The sequence below is a fragment of the Lacihabitans sp. CS3-21 genome (genome assembly GCF_024343675.1).
Taxonomy (GTDB): domain Bacteria; phylum Bacteroidota; class Bacteroidia; order Cytophagales; family Spirosomataceae; genus Leadbetterella.
In genome coordinates this window covers 1-21,015 of the sequence record NZ_RJUD01000016.1, presented here as the reverse complement: position 1 = coordinate 21,015, position 21,015 = coordinate 1, and the positions used below count along the sequence as shown (strand labels likewise).

The window sequence follows — 21,015 nt, the reverse complement described above, 5'->3', positions numbered from 1 at the left end:
AATGAAATTAGTGTTGAAAATAACTTGTCCATCACAATATAACTCCACGGTACCCTTTCTAGAAAATTAAACGCAACATTTGCAACAAATAGCAGCTTGAAGTATCTTTAATTTATATCAGATTATTCAACTAATAATTTTATTTCAAATGAAAAGTCTCATTCTTCTTATTTTGCTTCCGTTTATACATTTTTCAAAAACTAAAGAAATAGGTTTTGGTGGCCATAAACTTACTTTACAAGAAGCGGAGAGGATTTTGGGAGAAACCTGCGAGTTAAAGGAAAGTGGAAATGAAAGCAAAAATGATGGTCACAAATACATGAGTACACACATTGGCCAATCAAGTGCAAATCATGCCCTTTACTTTATTTTTGAAAGCTATGAAAATGAACTTTCTGCAAAGAAAACTTTCGAAGACTTCAGGTTATCCAATCAATCTTTACGAGGTTTTGAGACCATCGAAAATATTGGAAATGAAGCTTTTTTTCATACTGACAAAGAGAATTTTGGCCTAATAATAGCCTGCAAAGGCAACGAAATAATCCGATTGAAAGTAAATAAGTTGAATGGTAAAACTTCAATTTCGGAACTCAAAAAAGTGGCTGCAGATATAATTGCTCGTACTTAAGTAGTTACATTTCTTTGATCTTAATATTTCTAAAAGAAACCCCTTTTGACCAATCTTGAAGAGCTATTCGCCCTTTGGTGTTTTTGCCAAACAATGGAAAATATTTAAATCCACTGTTCGCCACCATCCCCTTCCATGTTTCTGATGTTAAATCTTGTTCTGCAGTTAGAATTCCGTTCAAATAAAACGCTATTTTACCATTGTTTTGAACGATTCTTGACTCGTTCCATTGTCCTGCTGACTTGGGTTTTGATACATTCTTTTGTGGCATAAAACCATACAAACATGCGGCCCATTTGGTAGAATCTTTGAGATATTCTTTGCCAATACCCTCATGGTCTAGCAATTGATATTCAGGCCCTGACGCCCAAGCTCTAGGAATGGTATCTCGCTCTATTACATTGATAAACACGCCACTGTTGCCAGCGGTTGTAATCTTCCAATCAAATTTGAGTTCGAAATTGGCGTATTCTTTGTCAGAAACCAAATCGCCATGTTCAACCTCAAAAGTGTCAGGATTACAAAACAACTCACCGTCTTTCACAATCCAAGCCGAGGGAGTATTGGCTTTGTTGTATAAATGCCAACCTTGAGCAGTTTTGCCATCAAATAATAATTGCCAGCCATCCTTTTTTTCTGAATCCGAAAGTTCGTTGTTGCCAACTTTCTTTTCTGAACATGAAAAATTCACAAAAGCAAAAGCCAATATCAATAAGAAATACGTAAGTCTTAAATTCATTTTAATTTAAAGTTTAAAATCATCCAAAAACAACTTTCTAATTTAAAGAAAAGCAGAAATCACAAAAGATTATTTTGCTAAAGTATAAAAAATATTTGATTCTGAAGCAAATTACAAAAGAGCTCCATACAATGCTGGATTAAGGGCGGCTGGACATTTTGAACCAGGCGTTTTGAATTCGGTCTTCCGTTCATACAAATCTCTTGATGCACTGTAGGACAATCCAAAAAAGCTCAAATCAACTCCTACCACGCCTTTTAGGCCCAAAATAGTTTGGTTGCATGGCCCAGGTACAAACGGAAGACCACTTTCAAAATAAGATTGAACGCTTGTGTTGTTAAGAATATAAGGCACAACCACCGAATGAAATATCCCTATTTGAAATCTTGGAAATTCAAGACCGACACCCACACCTACTATTCCTTCTGAGGCAGAGCCTGTATCACCAATTCTGGTCACATCGAAACCTGCCAAAGTTCCTGCGGTTTCAATGTTTCTGTTGTTATAATTAAAGCCTTGGGTGCCGTTATAAGTTAACTTTAAATGAGCTTGGCAGGTGCTATTGGCAGCAACTTCTGGGTATACTTTTAAGTTGCATTTAAGAGTAAAAGTTACTGGAATGACCCCGTTAACCAAGATCGTTCTGGAGATTTCTAGAGGAATGCTTATTTGAGCAATCTGACTTAGGCTCAAAAAAGCATATTTTACTTCCAACTCTCCGTTGAGGTCATTGTGTTGGTGGTTATATCCGTCCAAACTACCGTTATTTAAGTTAATATCACTCGAAGCCGAAAAATCAGAAATGAACCCTTTAGCTTCTATTCCTGCTAAATTTCCACGTTTTGCTGTAAGCTCCACATTTAGTTTTCTACCACTACCACCCTCTGGAGTAAGTTTTAGCGAAAGGTTCCAACCGCTAAGTTCTCCACTAAATTCGACTCCATCATCGTTGGTTCCAGCAACGGATTTCATTCTTCCACCTGCCACTTTTATACTGGCATTTTTGATATTGCTTGAAGTCCAATACATTTGCTTCTCGAAATTGACTTTGGCGGATTTATAGTATTCGTTAAACTTAGCATTTGTAGTAGTTACTGTAGTTTTACCTCCAGACTCCGTAACAGAGACAATTTTTCTCAATGAATTTCCTTCGAAAAGAACTATTTGACCATTTTTTAAGGACTTAACACCTGCTGGACTTCCATCAAAAATCAACTTGGAATTATCAAAACTAGCCAATGATTTCATGTCTGAAAGGCTTACCTCAGTGGTATTATTTTGTTTTACAACATTTGTAATAGTTCCCTTGTCAGCCATTTCCATTTTTTCGCCCCCGATGGTCACTATCTCGTTTTCGGGAGCAACTTCACCAGCATCCTTTTTGCAATTAAAAACAAAAATTGTAAGGCTAACTAATAAGGCGATTTTTACCAATTTGTTTTTCATTATCTTTCAAATTTTAAAACTAATTTATTGATTTAATGTATTTTAAACAATCAAAAAACAATAAAAAAGAGAAGGATTTTATTTTGTGGAGAGGAGGTACTTTATACTTTATCCAACAAAATATTTAGCAAAAAGAAAAATACTTCTAAATTTAACTATGAAAGCAAAATTTATTTAGCTTTGAAAAATACTATTAAACACTCCTATTTATACAATGAAAAAAATTAAGTTCATACCAATTGAAATCAAAATTTACATACTTTTTTGTGTACTTGTATCTATAATAAGTCGCATAATTCCAGCATTCAGTAGGGAAACTTGGGAAAAATTCATTCCTTTTACGGGATGGTCCTCAAGTTCTCCGTATATGTCAAGTTTGTCCTTTGTAATCTTTCTTTTTTTTGAAAAAAATCATTTCAGATTCAATATGTACAAGACAATATCATCGGTGTTGTTAATTTTATATATCTATTTTGGAATTCAAGGAATAAGAAACTATGCTGGCATTTCCTACAATAATCCTTACCTTGAAGTCAGTGAATACCGATTTGTATGGGTTATTCTGATTCCCGCTTTATGGATACTGATATTTGTAATCAGTGCGATAATTAGACATTTTCAAGAGTCAAAAACAAAACACAACTTGATTGAAAAAACCATTTGAATTGCTTTTTCTCAAAACTTCACCGCCTTTCCTTCCTTGGATGACTGAATAGCTTTTTCGAGAATTTCTACTACCAAAAGGTTATTTTCTAAAGAAGACAAACTGTTTTTAGGGTTTATTTCTCCTTTTACCACAGCGGTTAAATATAGAAAAGAATCGTTTTCAGGTTTTGGGATAGGCTCTAGTTTTTGACTTTGTTCTGAGGCATCCCTACCTCCTTTCCTTATCTTAAGTTCTTTACTATTAGCAAAAATGGAAGACGTTTGTGTATATATTTCAGTATCTTTTCTATCGAATGGCCAGTTCCAGGAAGCTTCTAAAATCGCCGTAGCCGTAGGATAGGTAAGAATAATGGTGGCTTCATCGTCCACTTTTGGATAGACTTCAGGTTTAATTTGTTTTAATGTCGCAGAAACAGAGAGGGGTCTTTTCCCATTCATAAAATAAGTCATCAGATTGGCTCCATAGCATCCAAAATCAATCACTGCTCCACCGCCATTTTTAACTGGGTCTGTTAGCCAAGACAAAAACTCAACAGAACAACCGATTTCCTTTGGCCCTCTGTGACCATCACGCACAACCATTTTATTGATTGTGCCCATTTCAGTATCATTTTTCATGATTTCATAAGCCATTTTGTGGCTAGGATACCAAGTTGTTTCATAATTGGTCAGCAAGTGAATATTATGTTTTACAGACAAATCAGCCATTATTTTAGCATCTTTTGTATTGGTAGCCAAAGGCTTTTCTACCATTACATGTATGCCTTTGGGAGCACAAACCTTCACAGTATTTAGATGTTCCTGAATACTATTGAAAGCACAAACTGCCTCAGGTTTGGTTTTGGATACCATTTCTTCTAAAGATGAAAAAAGAAGGCTTTCAGAAAGATTATATCGTTTCAAATACCGCATAGCCAAGTCTTTATTTGGCTCTGCTATGCCTACAATTTCAATATCCCCACGTTTGTTGCTGCTGAGAATTTGTCCTACATGGTCGTGAGTAAGGCCATCAACCCCTACTTTAAGCTTAGTTTGAGCACTCAAAACATAGGTTTGTAGAAATACTAAAATGTATAAGAATTTTTTCATGGTTTTTATGGTTGAATTTGATTAACAAGTTAGTTAAAAACTCTCAAAATCAAACAATTTATCAAAAAACCTAAAATCATGAAGATGGGTAGCTATTTCAAAATCACATAAATAGCAACTATAAAAATAAGGACATAGATAATTATTTCAATATTCTGAATATAGTTTCTGGGTGTTTTTTGCATACTATAATTGGAGGGATATTTAAGCGATATAATGACTTAATACCAAAATTTAATTAGATACATTTCAATTATAATGCCATTTGAAGCATTATTTTATAAAAACTGTTTTTCGTATCCGTTCAGTAAATTTTTGATTGAATAAACAAAAATTGTAAATCTAAAATAACTAATTCTAAAAATTTGGCACAGAATAAACTGATTAATAAAAAATAAATGCTACATATTTCAAGCATTTAGTATTTTTGCAACCGAATCAAAACTATCTACAATAAATGTCTAAAGTTCTTATAATTGGTGCTGGAGGAGTTGGAACGGTGGTAGCTCACAAATGTGCTCTTAACGCAAATGTTTTTACCGAAATCATGTTGGCAAGTCGCACAGTTAGTAAATGTGAAAGAATTGCTTCTGAAATAAAAGAAATGCATGGCGTAAGCATTAAAACTGCAGCAGTTGATGCCGACAATGTGCCAGAATTGGTTGAATTAATCAAATCTTTCGGGCCAAAGATGGTTATAAATGTTGCATTACCCTACCAAGATTTGACCATCATGGATGCATGTTTAGAAACTGGTGTGCATTATTTGGACACTGCGAATTATGAACCAAAAGACGTAGCTAAGTTTGAATACAGCTGGCAATGGGCTTACCAAGAGCGTTTTAAGTCTGCAGGATTAATGGCACTTTTGGGTTGTGGATTTGACCCAGGCGTTACTCAGGTGTACACAGCCTATGCCAACAAGCACTATTTTGATGAAATGCATTATTTGGATATCATAGATTGCAATGCAGGTGACCACGGAAAAGCTTTTGCAACTAATTTCAATCCTGAAATTAATATTAGAGAGATTACACAACCAGGCCGTTATTGGGAAAATGGTGAGTGGGTAGAAATTCCAGCTATGTCGATTCACAAACCGATTGATTATCCAAACATTGGACCAAAGGAGTCTTATGTGCTATATCATGAAGAATTGGAATCTTTGGTCAAGAATTTTCCGACCTTGAAAAGAGCGAGATTTTGGATGACTTTTGGTCAGGCTTATATTACACATCTACAAGTTTTGGAAAACGTGGGTATGACGAGCATCGCCCCTATCAAGTTCCAAGGTATGGACATTGTACCACTTGAATTCTTGAAAGCTGTATTACCTGCTCCAGAATCTTTGGGTGAAAATTATACTGGACAGACCTCTATAGGTTGCCAAATAAAGGGAATAAAAGACGGAAAAGATCGTACTTATTATGTGTGGAATAACTGTCATCATGCCGAAGCTTACAAAGAGGTAAGATCGCAGGCTGTGTCCTATACTACAGGTGTACCGGCTATGATTGGAGCCATTTTGATGCTCACAAACGAAGAATGGATGAAGCCGGGGGTTTACAACGTAGAAGAACTAAATCCGGATCCATTTATGGAATTGTTGAATATCCACGGATTGCCTTGGAATGAGCAGTTGGATGGAGTTTTACCGCATGAGTACTAAGGGAAAGCGAACATATTTTATTTAAAAAGCAGCATTCGCTGCTTTTTTTTATTTGAGTTAATTACCTTTGTCTCAGTTTTAGGGTTCAAAGGTGCATTTCTTGTACCGAATGAATAATAGGGAATCACGTTAGAGTCGTGAGCTGTCCCCGCAACTGTGCGGTTTATTTGCTTCATTTTACCTCATTGCCACTGATAAGCTGACACTTATTGGGAAGGCAAAAATGAAAAACCAAGCCAGGAGACCTGCCCCAGAATTATCCTTTTTGCTGTCATACGGTGGATGTGTAGCAACGAGCGGTCGCCCATTTTTTATTTTTTTTGCAAAAAACAAATGTTTCAAACATTCAAAAAAATCCTTTTTGTAGGTTTCTGCCTGCAAGCAAATTTCTCTTTTTCTCAATCTGAAAACCAACTCCAAGATGTAGTGGTTACCGCCAACAAGTATCCGCAAAAGTTGGATCAAACAGGTAAGGTTTTAACAGTTATTGGTGATTCAATAATCAAAGCCAATGTTGGTCTCAATCTTGGACAACTCCTTAGCCAGCAAGTAGGTGTAATGGTAATTGGCAGTGGACAAACAGCCGGAAGCACACAAAATGTATCTCTTAGAGGTGTAAATTTTGGCCATACTTTGATACTTATTGATGGCGTACCCGTAAATGAGGCTTCGGGCATCGGAAGCACTTTTGACATTAATCTATTGTCGTTGCAACAAATTGAGCGAATAGAAATCATGAAAAACGGACAATCAACGCTTTATGGTTCAGATGCTATCGGTGGAGTAGTAAACATCATTACCAACCGAAAAAATAAAGAAAAACAAAGCATTTCTGCAAGTTTAGCTGCTGGATCACAGAAAACCTTACAAGCTAACTTCGGTTTTTTTGGCACTGTAAACAAAACGAATTATAATTTCTCACAGTCGTTGGCTAGCACAGGAGGTTTTTCAACAGCCGCAACAAAAAACGATGCAGACAAGTTTGAAAACGACGGTTTCCAAACCTCCAATTCTCAGCTCTCTATAACCCATGAATTAAAAAAGAATCTAATTATTAACGGATTATACAGGTTCAATGCTTATAAAACTGATCTTGACGAAGGTGCATTTGTGGATGACAAAGACTATACATATTTGAGTAAAAACAATCAAGTTGGTGGTGGATTGCAACTACAGTTACCAAAAGGGAAATTGGTTTTTAATTATTTATACAACCAAACTTACCGAAATTTCAGGAACGATAGTTCGGATATTGCGGCAAGTGCTTTTTCAAGTTTTTCAAATACCGATTATACCTCGAAAGCTTCTTTTGCCGAGATTTTTACAAATTTCAAATTTCACAAAACCATAGAATGGCTAATCGGAGCCGATTATAGATCCCAAAACATGGCTTATGACTATTTCTCAGTAAATGCTTTTGGGCCTTATACTGACACTCCAATTTTGGCGGATATGGCCAACATAGCTAACCAAAGCGTGTACAGTTCATTAAACCTAAACCTCGAAAACGGACTTGGATTAGAATTGGGCGGTAGATTTAACAATCATTCCGTTTATGGAAACAATTTCACGTATTCCATAAATCCATTTTATGTGGTAAACGAGTACATCAAGTTTTTTGCTACCGCTTCAAGCAGTTTCAAGAACCCAGCCCTTTATCAGCTGTATTCTCCGTATGGAAACCTTGAACTGAAGCCTGAAAACGCCAAAACAGTAGATTTGGGCTGGCAGTTTTTTGGAAAATCGAAGTTGAATTTCTTAAGAATGGTATATTTCAACAGACAATACACTGACCTTATTTCGTTTCTTTCTACAAACCAACCACCTTATGGTCAATACATTAACCTTGAAGAACAAAACAATGACGGCTTGGAAGTTGATGGAAATTTGAGCTTAAAAAAAATCTCATTATCAGCCAATTATACTTTTTTAGATGGCAAAATTTCTGACGATTTAAAATCAAACGCTAAAGAAATCAACACTTTTTTGAGAAGACCAAACCACAATTTGAATCTTACGCTTGCTTATAGCTTTAATTCAAAACTCAAAGGTTCCATTACGGCTCAGCATTTGAGTAAAAGAAATGACCTGTACTACAACAGCGATACTTTTGCAAACGAGGCAGTTCTTCTTGATGGATTTACGCAACTACATACCAATTGGAATTATAAATTAAACAATGCAATGGGTGTATTTTTAAACATTCAAAACCTAACAAATAAAACATTTACCGAGGTTTACGGCTATTCATCTAGACCATTTACGGCGTTAGTTGGGTTGAGCTTCACAAAATAAAATTTTAAAAACCGATATTATTACCGCCAATGATTCAATTTCTTTGGCGGTATTTTTTTGATTGAGTATTTTCGCATAAAAAACCAAACAAATGGCAATCGATTTCTCACAAATACCTTCTCCATGCTACGTTTTAGAGGAAAAACTTCTTCGCAAAAACCTTGAATTGATTAACCGAGTTCAGAACGAATCAGGTGCAGAAATCATCTTGGCCTTGAAGGGCTTTTCGATGTACAAAATGTTCCCAATGGTCAAAAAATACCTTTCAGGTGCTACTGCCAGCTCGCTGAACGAAGCCCGACTCATTTTTGAGGAAATGGATTGTCTTGCCCATACCTATGCACCAGCCTATAAACCTGAGGAATTTGAAGAATTGATTGGTTACAGTTCGCATATTACTTTCAATTCCTTGAATCAGTTTCATCAGTTTAAAGACCAAGTGGATGCTTTTGACAGAAAAATATCAATGGGCTTACGAATCAATCCACAATACGCCGAAGTAAGCACCGATATGTACAATCCTTGCGTGGTGGGTTCGCGTTTGGGAATCACAAGAGACGCTCTTGGAGACATTTTGCCTGAAGGAATCGAAGGTCTGCATTCACACACCATGTGCGAGAACGACTCTTATGTTTTGGAAAGAACTTTGGTACATATCGAAGAAAAATTCGGCGATTTGTTGCACCAAATCAAATGGCTGAATCTTGGAGGTGGACATCTTATGACCAAAGAAGGTTATGACCACGCACACCTTATAGCCACTATCAAACGTTTGAAAGCCACCTATAACATTGATATTATTCTAGAACCGGGTTCTGCTATTGCATGGCAAACGGGCTATTTGAGAAGCCGAGTATTGGATATTGTGGATGCCCAAGGCGTTGATGTGGCCATTTTGGATATTTCGTTTGCAGCTCACATGCCCGATACTTTAGAAATGCCCTACAAGCCAAAAGTTTGGGGAGCATCGGATCCTATAGAAGGAAGACCAACTTATAGGTTGGGTGGCATGACCTGTTTAGCAGGCGATTATATGTCAGAATATTCATTCGAAAAACCTTTGAAAATTGGCGATACCATAATTTTTGATGACATGATTCACTATACGATGGTAAAGACCACTACTTTTAATGGGGTTGGATTGCCATCTATTGGTATATGGCATGAGGATGATTCATTTGAGTTAGTAAAAAGCTTCGGTTTTGAGAGTTTTAAGGAGAAGATTTGAGTGTTTGACAACTGTTTTCAAAAAAACACATAGGCACATAGGAATCATAGTTCTATTAATATTTGTGTTTTGAAAGGTACAATTTGTAAAGGTTTTTAGATTGAAAGTTAATCAAAGTATGATTGTAGAGAAAAGCTCTGAGAAACTCAAAACACAAGGTAAGTAAAAATGAAAACTTAAAATACGCTGTACCAAACTAATACGCTAAAGTCAATATTATGAAACGAATCTATGTAATTGCGGGTCCAAATGGAGCAGGAAAGACCACTGCTTCGCAATCGCTTTTGCCTGAGTTGTTAGATTGCCAAGAGTTTGTAAATGCAGACGAAATAGCTAAAGCACTTTCACCTTTCAAGCCGGAGCGTGTGGCCTTGGAAGCTGGCAGAATAATGCTCTCAAGAATAAATCATTTGCTGGAAGCAGGAGAAACTTTCGCTTTTGAAACCACCTTAGCAACAAAAAGCTATAAAAACTTGTTGATAAGAGCAAAGGAGGAAGGATACGAAACATTTCTTATTTTTATTTATTTGAACTCTCCAAATTTAGCAGTTCAAAGAGTTAAAACGAGAGTGGAAGAAGGAGGGCATAACATTCCTCAAGACACCATTATAAGAAGATATTCCAATGGTTTGAAAAACCTCTTCAAAATCTATTTGGCGATTGTTGATGAGTGGATTTTTATTGATAATTCACAAAATGAGTCGAAAATAGTCGCGGAAGGTAATTCATTGAATTATAACATCTTGGATGAAAAAATTTGGGGTTTAATTTCAAAAAATACTATATGAAAAAGTCAGAATTTCAATTACATGACAAAGTCTTGAAAGGGATGGAAGATTCTTACAAAAAAATGGTAGAATACAAGAAATATAAAAAGACTCCAATTGTTAGTTCAATTGACGGAAAAATCGTACACTTAGACCCTTTTTTGGCTGAGCCCGAGATTAAATATCAAAAAATAGAAAAAGAATAATGCTAGGATTTCAGTTTTCAGACTTCAAGCCAGACGAAAAGAAAAATACGGGTTTCGAGAAGCTCCTAGATATTTTTCAGCAACTGCTTTTGATATTTTCGGGCAATGTATCAGAAGCTTTGGCATATATGAACGATTTGGATAGGCAATACAAGCTTACTGACGACAAATATGGCATTGCAGATTTTATTGATGACCTCAAAGAGAAAGGTTATTTGGCCGAAGTAGATGGCGACGGTGAGATGATTATGACGCCCAAGTCAGAGCAAAGTATCCGCAAACGCAGTTTGGAGGAGATTTTCGGAAAACTCAAAAGAGCAAAATCTACAGGAAACCATCGAACTGCTTACACTGGAAGTTCTGACGAAAACAGCAGTGATATCCGATCATTTCAATTCGGTGACAGTCTGGACCAAATAGCCATGACGGAGTCTATCCGCAATGCCCAAATCAACAACGGCATGAGCGATGACTTGGTGATATATGAAAAAGATTTGGAGGTAACCGACAGAGAATCAAACATTCAGACCTCCACAGTTTTGATGATTGACATCAGCCATTCCATGATTTTATATGGCGAAGACCGCATAACACCCGCCAAAAAAGTAGCCTTGGCCATGGCCGAAATCATCCGAACTCGTTATCCGAAAGACACTTTGGATATCATCGTTTTTGGAAACGACGCTTGGCAAATTTCATTAAAAGACATTCCGTATTTGGAAGTTGGCCCTTATCACACCAATACAGTGGCCGGTTTAGAGCTCGCCATGGATTTGCTCAGAAGAAGAAAAACCAAAAATAAGCAAATTTTCATGATCACCGATGGCAAACCTACATGCTTGAAAGAAGGAATCAGATATTACAAGAACAGCTTTGGTTTAGATAGGAAAATCGTAAACAAAACCTTCAACATAGCCGCTCAGGCAAGAAGATTAAATATTCCAATTACGACATTTATGATTGCACAAGATGCTTACTTAAAGCAATTTGTACACGAATTCACCGAAATAAACAAAGGCCGAGCCTATTATAGTAACCTGGATGGATTGGGTGGGTTTGTTCTTGAAGATTTTGAAAGAAATAGAAGACGTAAAGTGAAATGAATTCTAACTGCGGAGAAGTAAGTAAAAGTAATTTTCAATAATTTATATAAGCTAATAGCCCACTGCTAAAAGCTATTTCTAAAATGACCCTAAAAGAACGCTATAAAAGTCTTGTTGAATATTTTGAGGCAAATATGCCCAATCCTGAAACGGAGCTGAGCTATTCCAATCCTTATGAATTGTTGGTGGCGGTGATTCTCTCGGCACAGTGTACCGATAAACGCGTGAATATGGTAACTCCTGAACTTTTCAAGCGATTTCCCAATGCAACAAGCCTTTCGAGATCTGACTCCGACGAAGTTTTTGAATATATAAAAAGTATTTCATACCCCAACAACAAAGCTAAACACTTGGTGGGTATGGCCAAAATATTGGTGGAGGAGTTCAATAACATAGTGCCAGACACCATCGATGAACTCACTAAAATGCCGGGCGTAGGCAGAAAAACTGCCAATGTTATAGCCTCAGTAATTCATAATCAACCTACTATGGCAGTAGATACCCATGTTTTCAGGGTTTCGCATCGTTTGGGCTTGGTGACTTTAAAGGCCAAAAATCCATTATTGGTGGAAAAAGAATTGGTTAAGCTTTTTGATGAAAAAATCATACCTAAAGCACACCATTGGTTGATATTACACGGAAGATATACCTGCTTGGCGAGAAACCCAAAATGTTCAGAATGCGGAATTACTCAATTTTGTAAATCATATGAGAAAATACAGAAGTATGGAATAACTGTAGTTGACAAAAAATTACCTTCAATCAACTAATTATAAGCTTTTTATTTTTTTCAAAACATAAAAACCTACGAAAAAAAACACCATTGGGACCATAGAAAACAAAATGGCATTCAAAAAAGATTCTTCTTCGAAATAATCCCAAGCAACCTTATAAGCCAAAGCCAAAATAGCCGGATAGGCTATAAAACCTAAAGGTAAAAAAAACAAATATAGCGGATTGGCATTTTTGTGTTTGTTAAGCAGATAAAAAAATTCGCTATTGAAAAAAAACCAATAGTAAAGTGAGACTGAACCCAAAACCTGAAAACTTATAATTACAAATTGCATAAAAGGTGTTTCTTTATGCTAAAGTATTGAAAAAACTGTGCCAAAATTTCACTCCGCTCTCACTATTCGATATGTGGTAAGTTTATCAGAATATCTGGCTATTTTATTTTTCCAAATTTTTAATGGCCATATATGCCATTAATCCTGGCCCTATTTCCAAGGCTTTTTCATCAATATTGAAGGTGGAAGTGTGCACACCAGAAATTATGCCAAGTTCTTCATTTCTAGTACCTAATCTATAAAAACAGGCCGCAACTTTTTGGCTATAATATGCAAAATCTTCCCCGCCCATCCACAAATCCAAATTCACAATATTTTCAGCTCCTACATAATCAGTCGCAATGGCTCTCATTTCTTTGGTAAGATCTGGATCATTTTGTAAAAATGGGTAGCCTTTAACAATCCAAAATTCACATTTAGCTCCCATTGCTTCAGCCATTCCTTCAGCCATCTTTTGCATTTTTTCTAATCCCTCGGCTCTCCAACCTTCGTCCATACACCTGTAAGTTCCTTCTATATAAACCTCATTAGGAATAATATTGGTTGCTCCTTCGGCTATAAATTTGCCAAGTGTGAGAACAGAGGGAAAAGCAGGGTTTCTATTTCTGGAAATGATTTGTTGAAGGGCAATAATAATATGAGAAGCGACTACTATGGGGTCGATGGCTTGATGTGGAGCTGCTCCATGGCCACCTTTACCGATAATTTTCATATATATTTCGTCGGTACTGGCCATGTACATTCCTTCTCTAAAGCCAATTTTTCCAACAGGAATATTTGGAGCAACGTGCTGACCAATTATTGCATCAACCCCTGGATTTTGCAATACACCCTCAGTTATCATGACCGATGCACCGCCTGGGGCTTTTTCCTCAGCAGGCTGAAATATCAATTTTATAGTACCTTCAAATTCATCTTTCAAAGAATTTAAAATTCTAGCTGCACCTAACAACGAAGCAGTGTGTACATCATGTCCACACGCGTGCATAACACCCTCATTTTTAGATTTATACGAAATTTCATTCAACTCAACTATTGGCAAAGCATCTATATCTGCCCTCAAAGCAATTGTTCTTTTTTCAGGATTTTTGCCTGATATCAAGGCTACTAAGCCAGTTCCGGCCACTCCCTCTTGCGGTTCTATGCCAATCCCCCTAAGTTCAGCGGCTATATATTTGGCGGTTTCAAACTCACAAAAAGACAATTCGGGATTTTCGTGTAAGTGCCTTCTCAGCCTTACCGTTTTTTCTAAATTTTCCTTTGCTAAGTTTTTTATTTTCTCTAAAATGTACATAGAATTCTTGTTTTCAACCCAAAATTAAAGGGTTGATTTGAAACAATGGGCCTATTGCCAAATTAAATTCTTTTTTTTTAGATTTTTCCGAAACAAAAAAGGAATATTAGATAAAAAGGCCATAATTTTGAAAAAAATTTTACTTTTTTGAATAAAAAAATATTTATAATAATGGGCGTCTCGGGAAGTGGTAAAACCACCCTTGGCTTACTATTAGCAGAAAAACTTGGTCTTGGTTTTTATGATGGAGACGATTTTCACCCTGAAAAAAACATTGCTAAAATGTCGGCTGGAAATCCCTTGACAGACGAAGATCGATATGAATGGTTAGATAGAATTAATAAATCGGCAAAAAATCTCATAAACGATAATAAATCAGCGGTTTTTGCATGTTCAGCCCTCAAAGAAAAATATCGTGAGATTTTATCAGAAAATATTAAAGATGAAATTGTCTTCGTTTATTTAAAAGGCACGAAGGAGATTATTCAGGCTAGAATTAACGCCCGAAAAGGACATTTCATGCCAAGTCAATTACTTGATTCTCAATTTAATATATTGGAAGAGCCGCAAAACGCAATAGATATAGATTTAAGCAAATCACCAGAAGAAATGATAAAAGAAACCTTAGCCAAAATAAACAAGGGTGAATTTGGTTTAGTAGGCTTGGGCGTAATGGGGAAAAGCCTGGCCCGCAACCTAGCCAATAATGGCACGAAACTCTCACTTTTCAATCGGTTTGTAGCTGGAAAAGAGGAGAAAGTAGCAGAAAAATTCATTTCAGATTTTGAGGAACTCCACCAAGCACAAGGATTTGAAGATTTAGAATTATTCTGTAAGTCTCTCCAAACACCAAGAAAGATTTTCTTGATGATAAAAGCTGGTGTTGAAACTGATGAGTTTATTGACAAAATAAAACCCTATTTAGAGAAGGAAGATGTTTTAATAGACGGAGGAAACTCTCATTTTAAAGATACCAAAAGAAGGATTGATTACTTATCGAAAGATGGAATTCATTTTATCGGTACAGGTGTATCTGGTGGTGAAGAAGGAGCCTTGAAAGGCCCATCCATAATGCCTTCAGGAAACTTGGATGCTTATAAATATATTGAGCCGTTTCTTGATAAAATAGCCGCCAAAGACGCTAATGGACAAAGTTGCTGTACCTATATAGGACCAGATGGCTCAGGACACTTTATAAAAATGGTTCATAACGGTGTAGAATATGCAGAAATGCAACTCGTAGCTGAGGTTTATGCACTTTTAAGATATAAAAACGGTTTAGATCCGAACACTATATCAGAAATTTTTGAAGAATGGAATAAGGGCGAGCTCCAGAGTTATCTGTTGGAAATTACGGCCAAAATCCTAACAAAAAAAGAAGATGATAAATGGCTTATTGATATCATTTTAGACCAAGCTGGCAATAAAGGTACTGGAAACTGGACGACTGTAACCGCTACAGAAATGGGCTTGCCAGCTACCTTGATTACCTCGGCTTTGTTTGCAAGATATACTTCTACAATAAGAGAAAAATATAAGCATTTCGCATTTGAAAAAGCTATCTCCGAAAACAAGCTTGATTTAGAAAAAGTAAAAAATGCATACAAACTGGCGAGAATCATTAATCACCAACAAGGCTTTGGATTGATAAAAACTGCCTCTGATGAATTTGATTGGAAGCTCAATTTATCAGAAATTGCTAGAATTTGGACCAATGGTTGTATTATCAGAAGTACACTAATGGAAAAAATAAAGGAGTATTTTAAAATTGAAGATGACTTGTTTAATATCCAAGAAATTTCAGATGAAATAAGCAATTCTAAATATGCTTTGAAAAGTTTTTGCATGGCCAGTATTGAATCAGAGCTTCCAATTCCTTGTATGCTTTCTGCCAACGATTTTGTAAACTCACTAAATGCTTCCCTCCAAACAGCCAATATTATCCAAGCCCAAAGAGACTTTTTTGGGGCCCACACCTACCAAAGAGTTGATGCAGAGCGAGGAAAGTTTTTTCATACGATTTGGAATTGAAATTTTTGGAACAGCATTTGCGTTAGAATAAAAAAAGAATTGTTACCAATGAAAATAAAATTGACTTTTTTAATATTGTTGCTTTCAGTAGTTTTTGCAAATGCCCAAACTAAAATAAATTGGTTGACCATCGAGGAAGCCTATGCCAAACAGAAAATAACACCTAAGAAGGTATTGATCGATGTATATACAGGTTGGTGTGGATGGTGTAAAGTGATGGATAAAGAGACTTTTACAAATGCTGAGGTCATTAATTATGTTAATCAAAACTATTATGCTGTAAAGCTAGATGCGGAGTCTAAAAAAAGCATAAAACTTGGAACCTCTGTTTATAAATTTGATGAAGCGAATCGATCCAATGAAGTAGCCATTGCACTTCTGCAAGGCAAAATGAGCTACCCAAGCATTGTTTATTTAGATGAATCATTCAACATGATTCAACCGGTACCAGGATATATGAATGCTAAAGATTTTCACCAAATCATTACATATTTTGGAGGAAATTTTCACAAAAAAGAACAATTTGAAAACTATAAAGGTATCACCTATAGTAAATTGTTTGCCAAAAAGGCCATGTAAGAAACATAATTAGACCTCACTTAAACATAATCTGACCTTGCTGAGGTCAGTTGGTGCTGATTTTTTATTCATAAAAAATGGCCTCGACGAGACCATTTTTTATATGAAAGCGTAATAAAAAAATTAAACACTTTTTTCTACAAAATATACTGACTCAGGTCTTTATTCTTAATTAGGCTTGCCAATTTTTCAGAAACCATTTCTTTTGATATTTCTATATTTGAGCCTGGGATTATTTTTTCTGGCACATCAAAAAGAATATCATTAAGTAAATGTGACATCACCGTCTGTAGTCTTCTTGCTCCGATGTTTTCTACCTCTAAGTTGGCTTGAAACGCCAAAGATGCCAGTTCTCGCAATGAATCATCGCTAAAAGTTAGGCCTACGCCTTCTGATTCTAGCATGGCCACATATTGTTTGGTTAAAGCATTTTTTGGAGTTTTCAGAATATGGTAGAAATTATCTTCGGTCAAAGATTCCAATTCGACACGGATTGGAAAACGACCCTGTAATTCTGGAATCAAATCGGATGGCTTTGAAACATGAAATGCACCCGCGGCTATGAATAAAATATGGTCGGTTTTAATGGCACCGTGTTTGGTGTTGACAGTCGAACCTTCAACGATTGGCAACAAGTCTCGCTGAACCCCTTCCCTACTTACATCTGGTCCTGACTTCCCACCAGAGGATGCAATTTTATCTATTTCGTCAATAAAAATCATTCCTAAATTCTCAGCTTTCCAAATGGCCTCCTCTTTTACTTCGTCCATATCTATCAACTTGGCAGATTCTTCCTCCATCAATATTTTACGGGCTTCAGCTATACTTACTTTACGCTTTTTATTGTTTTTAGGCATAAAACCACCAATCATTTCTTGGATATTCATCATAGAAACATCGTCAATTGGGCCACCCATTACACCAATTGGTGATACACTAGAACCAGCCACATCGATCTCAATTTTTCTATTATCTAAGTCTCCATTTTTCAGTTTATTTTTAAATGCCTCCCTAGTTTCCTGGTTGAGTTCTGAATCTTCTTGGGCATCCAAATCTAATTCGTCTTTTTTAGCGTTTGATTTTTTTAATGGAGGAATGAGTATATTTAGTATCTTATCTTCGACAGCTTCGGTAGCTTTTATTTTTACCTCCTCTTTCTTTTTTGTCTTAACTATGTTGATACTTTGGTCAACCAAATCTCTCACCATGCTTTCTACATCTCGTCCAACATATCCAACTTCAGTAAACTTTGAGGCCTCTACTTTTGTGAACGGTGCATCAGCAATTTTAGCCAATCTACGGGCAATTTCGGTTTTTCCAACACCTGTCGAACCGATCATAAGGATGTTGTTCGGAATAATTTCTTGTTGCATTTCAGGTGTGGCATTCATCCTTCTCCAACGGTTACGAAGAGCAATAGCTACATTCTTTTTTGCATCTTTTTGACCAATTATATATTTGTCCAATTCCGCTACAATTTGACCAGGAGTGAGGTTATCTATTATTTTGTTCATTCAGAATTTTTAAAATTGAATACAAAAAAACATAAAAAATAAGGCTTTTCAATGTGATTTTTGGAAAAAGGTTGAGCTAAAAAAAAATGGATGAATTTAGGGTTTGGTTTTAGCAGTAAGAAGTAGATAGAAGACTATTACATGAAGGTTTACCAAGGCTCTCAAAGTTATTATTTGAAATCAGATTTCGAAAAGAATCTTTTGTCAACTTCAATAACCTTTTGACGTATGCATACTAGAACTTTGTGTAATAGTAAAGTTTGAACTTATTCAATGAAATATCACAATAATAGCTTCAAAAATCTTTGGAAAGTCTTTGTAAATAAAGCTTTTTGTGACAAAATATTACTGATGTGAAACAATAATTTTTTGACTGAAAGTACGAATCCCATCTACTATAAGACTGTAGAAATATGTGCCATCCACCCAACGATTGGTCTCAACTTTTACTGAGTTGGTAGTTTTGGATAACTCTATCAATTTCATTTGTTTTCCATTGACATTTGAAAAGTTTAAAGCAGCTTTTGCCGCAGTTTTTGGTATCCTATAATCTACTGTCAACAAATCACTTACTGGATTGGGATAAGCCTTAGCCGAACTCAAATCACCTAAATCGCCTTGCGGAACCATCAATGGATTGTCGCAGTCGCAAACATCTTCACCACCAAATTTGCCTGGTTTTTCAGCAGCCAATTCTTTTAAATAAGCCTTTACTGTAGGACCAACACTCTTGGTTTTTTTGTCGCGAAATGCCACATAATAAACACCTGGTTTTTTAGCTCTGAATTTCTTTCCTGTATGTATTTGCTTTTGAGCGAGTTCGTCTTCAAACCAAACGATTTCTGCACCTGCTTCTTTTGTAATAACCAAAAAAGCCGGGGGCATTTGGTCCTCATTGATAAACTGAGTGGTTTCATCCAACACTGGCATACCCAAAGGTTTGGTACAGTTTGGAGCATTCACTATTCTAACGTTCCGACATTTACCTGTTAAGTCACTGGAAACCAGCGTAACATTCGGCATAAAGGCAGGAATATTTTCAATTCTGTAAGAACTGTTGCCCAGTGAAGTCACAAAACCAGAACTTGATGTCAATGGTAAGGTATTGATTCTACTCAAATAGTTGGTAAGTACAGGAAAGTTGAGGTTGGCCATCGCAAAAAACACTTTCTCTATCAAACTATATTTATCATTTTCAAGATGAATTACGATATTGTAACTGTCGACAGTGGTGTTGCAATAAACCGAATCAACCACGATAGGTGGTCCCGAACAAGATTCAACAATAACCGGGCAACAACTACTGATGTTACAGTCGCCTACTTTTTTAGAAAATGAAAACTCACCGCCTTGTTTGATGGTCAATGAACTGTCTGGATTTATAACCGCTAAAGCTGGATTAGTTTTGTCATTAATTTCAGAAAAATTGCCCGAAGCATCTTTATAATACCATTTGATACCCTTGTACTCTTTCAAGACCATTTTATAAACTTCGTCAGAATTAATAGCGATCGGTACGGTTACACAGCTGGTTCCGCTTCGTTTTCCACCTACTATGCCAGAAGCTTGGGCATCGGCATATTCATATATTTTAACACCTTCTTGTGAGATAAATGAAGATAAATAAGACAATCCAGTTGATTTTACTTTCAATCTCAAAACCAACTTTACTGATTTTCCTCCTGAGAGTTTTCCGATTCTCCAGATGTTACCTACCGACGTGAACTGACCTTGTTCGGTATAAAAATTAATGGTTTCTAAACTCAAACTTTGAATCAATCTAACTTCTATGTCCTCAGAAGTTTTTGTTCCTTTATTTTGAATAATCGCTGTAAAAGTGACCAAATCACCTATTTTAGGCGTTGAGTTATCTATGCCTTGAACCAGCTCAACCGTAGCATAATCTCTGTCTGCCGCAAAATTGATATGTTCAAAGGTAACAGTTTCGTCTGTGTAGCAATTTTCGCCTTCATTGTATAGTCTAATTCTATATATCTTTTTACCTGTTGGGTTTGAAATATTTTTTATTTCTATTTCAAATTGTTGCGGCGGTAAAGGAACAGACTGAGCAAAGTCAAAAGGTGTATTGGTGCCTTCGATAATTTCGTAATGTGTGGCGTAGTCTATTGTTGTAATAAGCAATCTTCCATCGCTTGTAGTTGGAGAAGTTACATCATTATGTCTGGTTGTAAAGGTTGGACGTTTACAAATAAAACTTAGGGAATCGTTGTTTTCAGCTTTGCTTTCGAAAGAAAAAAAGAAAAAAATCCCAAAAAGAATTATATGTATTATTATGGATGGATAACGGAAATTCAAATTGAATTTTTCCATTTTAGGTTTTATTGTTTTAAACTTCTACTTTTTGTAATTCACCCAATTTTTTAATTTATTTTTTGGGTTTAAAAAGCAAATACCCGAAGGTTTAATTTCAGGTATTTGCATATTAATCTATCTGATTGAGTTCACGCTTTGAGTTCACTCAATGTTCAAACATTATTTTGTTTTTGTAACCGTTGCAGGCTCACAGTATCCACCAGGACAAGTACAATCTTTGGCTACTAATGGAACTGTTACATCAATAGTACATCCGAAAGTGTTAATTACCCTTACTGAATAATCTTGTGATGCAGACGCAGGATTAGGTAAACTCGATGCAATTATACCTGTTGAAGGTATGGCTGCAAAGGTTGGAGT

Annotated in this window: 19 protein-coding genes and 1 riboswitch; of the genes, 11 read left to right on the top strand and 8 right to left on the bottom strand. The window is 36.1% G+C overall.

Features of this window, described 5'->3' with window-relative positions:
* Positions 1–148 precede the first annotated feature (148 nt).
* Positions 149–628 carry a hypothetical protein gene (locus tag EGI24_RS10820; protein WP_255048407.1) on the top strand — a complete coding sequence of 160 codons (480 nt, stop codon included), beginning with the start codon at positions 149–151 and terminating at the stop codon, positions 626–628.
* A gap of 4 nt (positions 629–632) precedes the next feature.
* On the opposite strand, the gene EGI24_RS10815 is transcribed toward EGI24_RS10820, so the two are convergent.
* Together EGI24_RS10815 and EGI24_RS10810 are read right to left on the bottom strand one after the other, a co-directional pair.
* On the bottom strand, positions 633–1,367 hold the full coding sequence (locus EGI24_RS10815) for a DUF1080 domain-containing protein (protein WP_255048406.1): 735 nt from the start codon (positions 1,365–1,367) through the stop codon (positions 633–635).
* Between the two features lie 111 nt (positions 1,368–1,478).
* The gene (locus EGI24_RS10810; RefSeq protein WP_255048405.1) at positions 1,479–2,813 is read right to left on the bottom strand and encodes a hypothetical protein; all 1,335 of its coding nucleotides are present in this window, start codon (positions 2,811–2,813) and stop codon (positions 1,479–1,481) included.
* A gap of 427 nt (positions 2,814–3,240) precedes the next feature.
* On the opposite strand from EGI24_RS10810, the gene EGI24_RS10805 reads away from it, so the two are divergent.
* Positions 3,241–3,477 carry a hypothetical protein gene (locus EGI24_RS10805; protein ID WP_255048404.1) on the top strand — a complete coding sequence of 79 codons (237 nt, stop codon included), beginning with the start codon at positions 3,241–3,243 and terminating at the stop codon, positions 3,475–3,477.
* 11 nt (positions 3,478–3,488) lie between these two features.
* Here the strand turns inward: EGI24_RS10805 and EGI24_RS10800 are convergent, their stop codons facing one another.
* A complete protein-coding gene (locus tag EGI24_RS10800) occupies positions 3,489–4,568 on the bottom strand; it encodes a Gfo/Idh/MocA family protein (RefSeq protein WP_255048403.1) in 1,080 nt (359 codons plus the stop codon).
* Positions 4,569–5,025: 457 nt separating this feature from the next.
* Between EGI24_RS10800 and EGI24_RS10795 the strand changes: the two genes are divergently transcribed.
* From EGI24_RS10795 to nth, 7 genes are all read left to right on the top strand, one after another.
* The gene (locus tag EGI24_RS10795; RefSeq protein WP_255048402.1) at positions 5,026–6,237 is read left to right on the top strand and encodes a saccharopine dehydrogenase family protein; all 1,212 of its coding nucleotides are present in this window, start codon (positions 5,026–5,028) and stop codon (positions 6,235–6,237) included.
* 64 nt (positions 6,238–6,301) lie between these two features.
* Positions 6,302–6,505, top strand: a riboswitch (cobalamin riboswitch).
* Between the two features lie 65 nt (positions 6,506–6,570).
* A complete protein-coding gene (locus EGI24_RS10790) occupies positions 6,571–8,532 on the top strand; it encodes a TonB-dependent siderophore receptor (protein ID WP_255048401.1) in 1,962 nt (653 codons plus the stop codon).
* A gap of 91 nt (positions 8,533–8,623) precedes the next feature.
* Positions 8,624–9,760, top strand: coding sequence for a carboxynorspermidine decarboxylase (gene nspC, locus EGI24_RS10785; RefSeq protein WP_255048400.1), 1,137 nt, complete (start codon positions 8,624–8,626; stop codon positions 9,758–9,760).
* Between the two features lie 218 nt (positions 9,761–9,978).
* Complete coding sequence (locus EGI24_RS10780; RefSeq protein WP_255048399.1) at positions 9,979–10,548, top strand: zeta toxin family protein; 570 nt, start codon at positions 9,979–9,981, stop codon at positions 10,546–10,548.
* Positions 10,545–10,733 (top strand): hypothetical protein, encoded by a 189-nt coding sequence (locus tag EGI24_RS10775; RefSeq protein WP_255048398.1) that lies wholly within the window; start codon positions 10,545–10,547, stop codon positions 10,731–10,733. The genes EGI24_RS10780 and EGI24_RS10775 overlap by 4 nt, the downstream gene beginning before the upstream one ends.
* Positions 10,733–11,836, top strand: coding sequence for a VWA domain-containing protein (locus EGI24_RS10770; RefSeq protein WP_255048397.1), 1,104 nt, complete (start codon positions 10,733–10,735; stop codon positions 11,834–11,836). The genes EGI24_RS10775 and EGI24_RS10770 overlap by 1 nt, the downstream gene beginning before the upstream one ends.
* A gap of 83 nt (positions 11,837–11,919) precedes the next feature.
* Positions 11,920–12,606, top strand: coding sequence for an endonuclease III (nth, locus tag EGI24_RS10765; RefSeq protein ID WP_255048396.1), 687 nt, complete (start codon positions 11,920–11,922; stop codon positions 12,604–12,606).
* Here nth and EGI24_RS10760 read toward each other — a convergent pair whose 3' ends face one another.
* Both EGI24_RS10760 and EGI24_RS10755 read right to left on the bottom strand, forming a co-directional pair.
* Entirely contained in the window at positions 12,607–12,903 is a 297-nt protein-coding gene (locus EGI24_RS10760; RefSeq protein WP_255048395.1) for a hypothetical protein, read from the bottom strand.
* Positions 12,904–13,006: 103 nt separating this feature from the next.
* On the bottom strand, positions 13,007–14,197 hold the full coding sequence (locus tag EGI24_RS10755; protein ID WP_262926194.1) for a M20 family metallopeptidase: 1,191 nt from the start codon (positions 14,195–14,197) through the stop codon (positions 13,007–13,009).
* A gap of 147 nt (positions 14,198–14,344) precedes the next feature.
* Here EGI24_RS10755 and gndA point away from each other — a divergent pair, with 147 nt between their 5' ends.
* Together gndA and EGI24_RS10745 are read left to right on the top strand one after the other, a co-directional pair.
* Complete coding sequence (gene gndA / locus EGI24_RS10750) at positions 14,345–16,228, top strand: NADP-dependent phosphogluconate dehydrogenase (protein WP_255048394.1); 1,884 nt, start codon at positions 14,345–14,347, stop codon at positions 16,226–16,228.
* Between the two features lie 48 nt (positions 16,229–16,276).
* Entirely contained in the window at positions 16,277–16,807 is a 531-nt protein-coding gene (locus EGI24_RS10745; protein ID WP_255048393.1) for a DUF255 domain-containing protein, read from the top strand.
* Between the two features lie 137 nt (positions 16,808–16,944).
* On the opposite strand, the gene hslU is transcribed toward EGI24_RS10745, so the two are convergent.
* From hslU to EGI24_RS10730, 3 genes are all read right to left on the bottom strand, one after another.
* Positions 16,945–18,321, bottom strand: a complete 1,377-nt coding sequence (gene hslU, locus EGI24_RS10740) for an ATP-dependent protease ATPase subunit HslU (protein WP_262926193.1) — start codon at positions 18,319–18,321, stop codon at positions 16,945–16,947.
* A 345-nt stretch (positions 18,322–18,666) separates the two neighbouring features.
* Entirely contained in the window at positions 18,667–20,652 is a 1,986-nt protein-coding gene (locus EGI24_RS10735; protein WP_255048392.1) for a T9SS type A sorting domain-containing protein, read from the bottom strand.
* A 162-nt stretch (positions 20,653–20,814) separates the two neighbouring features.
* Positions 20,815–21,015: hypothetical protein (locus tag EGI24_RS10730; RefSeq protein WP_255048391.1), on the bottom strand; the 201-nt coding region annotated here is incomplete at its 5' end.